This window comes from Intrasporangium chromatireducens Q5-1 (assembly GCF_000576575.1).
In the GTDB taxonomy this organism is placed as follows: Bacteria; Actinomycetota; Actinomycetes; order Actinomycetales; family Dermatophilaceae; genus Intrasporangium_A; species Intrasporangium_A chromatireducens.
Genome location: NZ_AWQS01000417.1, coordinates 1 through 2,065 on the forward strand (window position 1 = coordinate 1; position 2,065 = coordinate 2,065).

General features: G+C 70.4%; 3 protein-coding genes. All 3 read right to left on the reverse strand.

Going from position 1 to position 2,065, the window contains the following annotated elements; translation table 11 throughout:
• Positions 1-55: 55 nt before the first annotated feature.
• The 3 genes from N864_RS21785 to N864_RS21795 are packed head-to-tail and all read right to left on the reverse strand — an operon-like array spanning position 56 to position 2,037.
• Positions 56-1,129: a UDP-N-acetylmuramate dehydrogenase gene (locus N864_RS21785; protein WP_034722433.1), complete on the reverse strand. Its 1,074-nt coding sequence runs from the start codon at positions 1,127-1,129 to the stop codon at positions 56-58.
• Between the two features lie 12 nt (positions 1,130-1,141).
• Positions 1,142-1,591: a MaoC family dehydratase gene (locus N864_RS21790; RefSeq protein WP_034722435.1), complete on the reverse strand. Its 450-nt coding sequence runs from the start codon at positions 1,589-1,591 to the stop codon at positions 1,142-1,144.
• Positions 1,591-2,037 (reverse strand): FAS1-like dehydratase domain-containing protein, encoded by a 447-nt coding sequence (locus N864_RS21795; RefSeq protein ID WP_034722438.1) that lies wholly within the window; start codon positions 2,035-2,037, stop codon positions 1,591-1,593. The genes N864_RS21790 and N864_RS21795 overlap by 1 nt, the downstream gene beginning before the upstream one ends.
• Positions 2,038-2,065: the final 28 nt, after the last annotated feature.

The following is a 2,065-nucleotide window of genomic DNA, read 5'->3' on the forward strand; positions in this document are numbered from 1 at the left end:
CGACCGGTCACCTTCCCCGCGTCGACCGGTCGCTCTGCGACTCGAGCCGCCGCGGTCAGAGCTTGTCGCCGACCAGAATGGGTTCGTTGGCCAGGCGGATGCCGAAGGCTTCCTCGACACCGTCCCTCACCCGACGTGCCAGCTCGATGACCTGGGTCGCCGTCGCATCGCCCCGGTTGGTGACGGCCAGCGTGTGCTTCGTCGAGAGCGCTGCGGGACCCGGCAACCCATACCCCTTCTGGAACCCGGCGTGGTCGATCAGCCAGGCAGCGCTCGTCTTGACACGCCCGTCCCGCTCCACCCAGCGCGGCGGCGGCGGTGCGTCGAAACCGAGGCGCTCGCCCGCACGCTCGGCGACCGCGTCGAAGTCGTCCGGGGCGAGGATCGGGTTGGTGAAGAAGGACCCGCAGGACCATGTGTCGTGGTCGGCCGGGTCGAGCACCATGCCGCGTCGACGGCGCTGTTCGAGCACCGCCTCGCGCGTGTCCGCGAGGGGCACGCGCGCCCCCAGCTCGACACCCAGCCCGCGGGCGAGGTCTGCATAGGCGATCGGCGTCGAGAGATCGGCGATCTCGAACTGGAACAGGACGTCGAGCACGACCCATCTGTCGGTGCCCTTGAACCGCGAGTGCCGGTAGGTGAAGTGGCAGTCCGGTCCCGCGAAGGTGTGGACCCGCTGCTCCTGACGGTCCCAGGTGCGCACCTGCGCGATCGTCTGGGCCACCTCCTGACCGTAGGCGCCGACGTTCTGCACGGGGGTGGCCCCCGCCAGACCTGGTATGCCGCTCAGCGCCTCGACTCCAGCCCAGCCCTCCTGCACGGTGCGGGCCACGACGTCGTCCCAGGACTCGCCGGCGGCGACGCGGACCATCGCCCCGCCGCAGTAGTCGGCCGACAGGGGCTCCACCCCCCGCGTCGCGACGTGCACGACCGTACCTGCGAAGCCAGCGTCGGGCAGCACGACGTTGGAGCCGCCCGAGAGGAGCAGGAGTGGCTCGTCGGCGTCATCGACCTCGCGAACCGCGTCGACGAGCTCGTCGGTCGTCTCCACCGTGACGAGTCGGGCTGCCGGGCCCCCGACCCGCATGGTGGTCAGTGGGGCGAGCGGGACGTCGAGCTCCTCGTGCATGAGATGACCCGCTCAGTCGAGCTGGACCACGGCGATGGCCTTGCCGAGCACCTTGTCGCCGCTCGATGTGGCGCTCAGCTCGATGGTGGCCCGGCGCTTGTCCTTGTCGAGGGCCTTGACGACGCCGCCCACCTCGATGTCGGCACCCTCCTCGTAGGGCACGACGACCGGCCTGGTGAAGCGGACGCCATACTCGAGAACGCGCCCCGCGTCACCGACCCAGTCGGACACGACCGTGACGGCGCTGCCCATCGTGAACATGCCGTGCGCGATGACGTCGGGCAGTCCGACGCTCTTGGCGAACCGCTCGTCCCAGTGGATGCGGTTGCGGTCCAGCGAGGCACCTGCGTACTGGACGAGCCGCGCCCGGTCGACATGGATGGTGCGGGGCGGTAACTCGTCGCCGACCGCGACGCCGGCGAAGGCGCGCACGCCGCTGGTGGCTCGGGTCTGGTCCGTCATCACTCGCCTCCTCGGATCACTATGGTCGACGTCGCCGTGCAGACGGGCTCACCCGACTCGGTGGCCAGCTCGGTGCGGGTCGTCACCATCGCGTGGCCCCCGGCCTCGCGCACACCGTCGACGTGGAGGGTGCCGACGATGGAGTCGCCGGCCGTGAGCGGCCGGTGGTGGACGAACTTCTGCTCCCCGTGCACCACCCGGGAGTAGTCGATGCCAGCCTCCGGGTCGAGGATCAGCTGCCGATCGCACTGTTGGGCGATGAGGACGGCGAAGGTCGGCGGGGCAATGACATCCGCATATCCCCGGGCGCGCGCGACATCACGGTCGACGTGCACCGGGTCGCTCGAGCCGACCGCCTCGGCGAACTCGCGGATCTTCGCCGCGCTGACGCCGTAGGGCTTCGTGGACGGGTAGCTGCGCCCCTCAAAGTCTGCGTTCACCGGCATGCGGGCAGCCTATCGGCTGCGGAGTTCG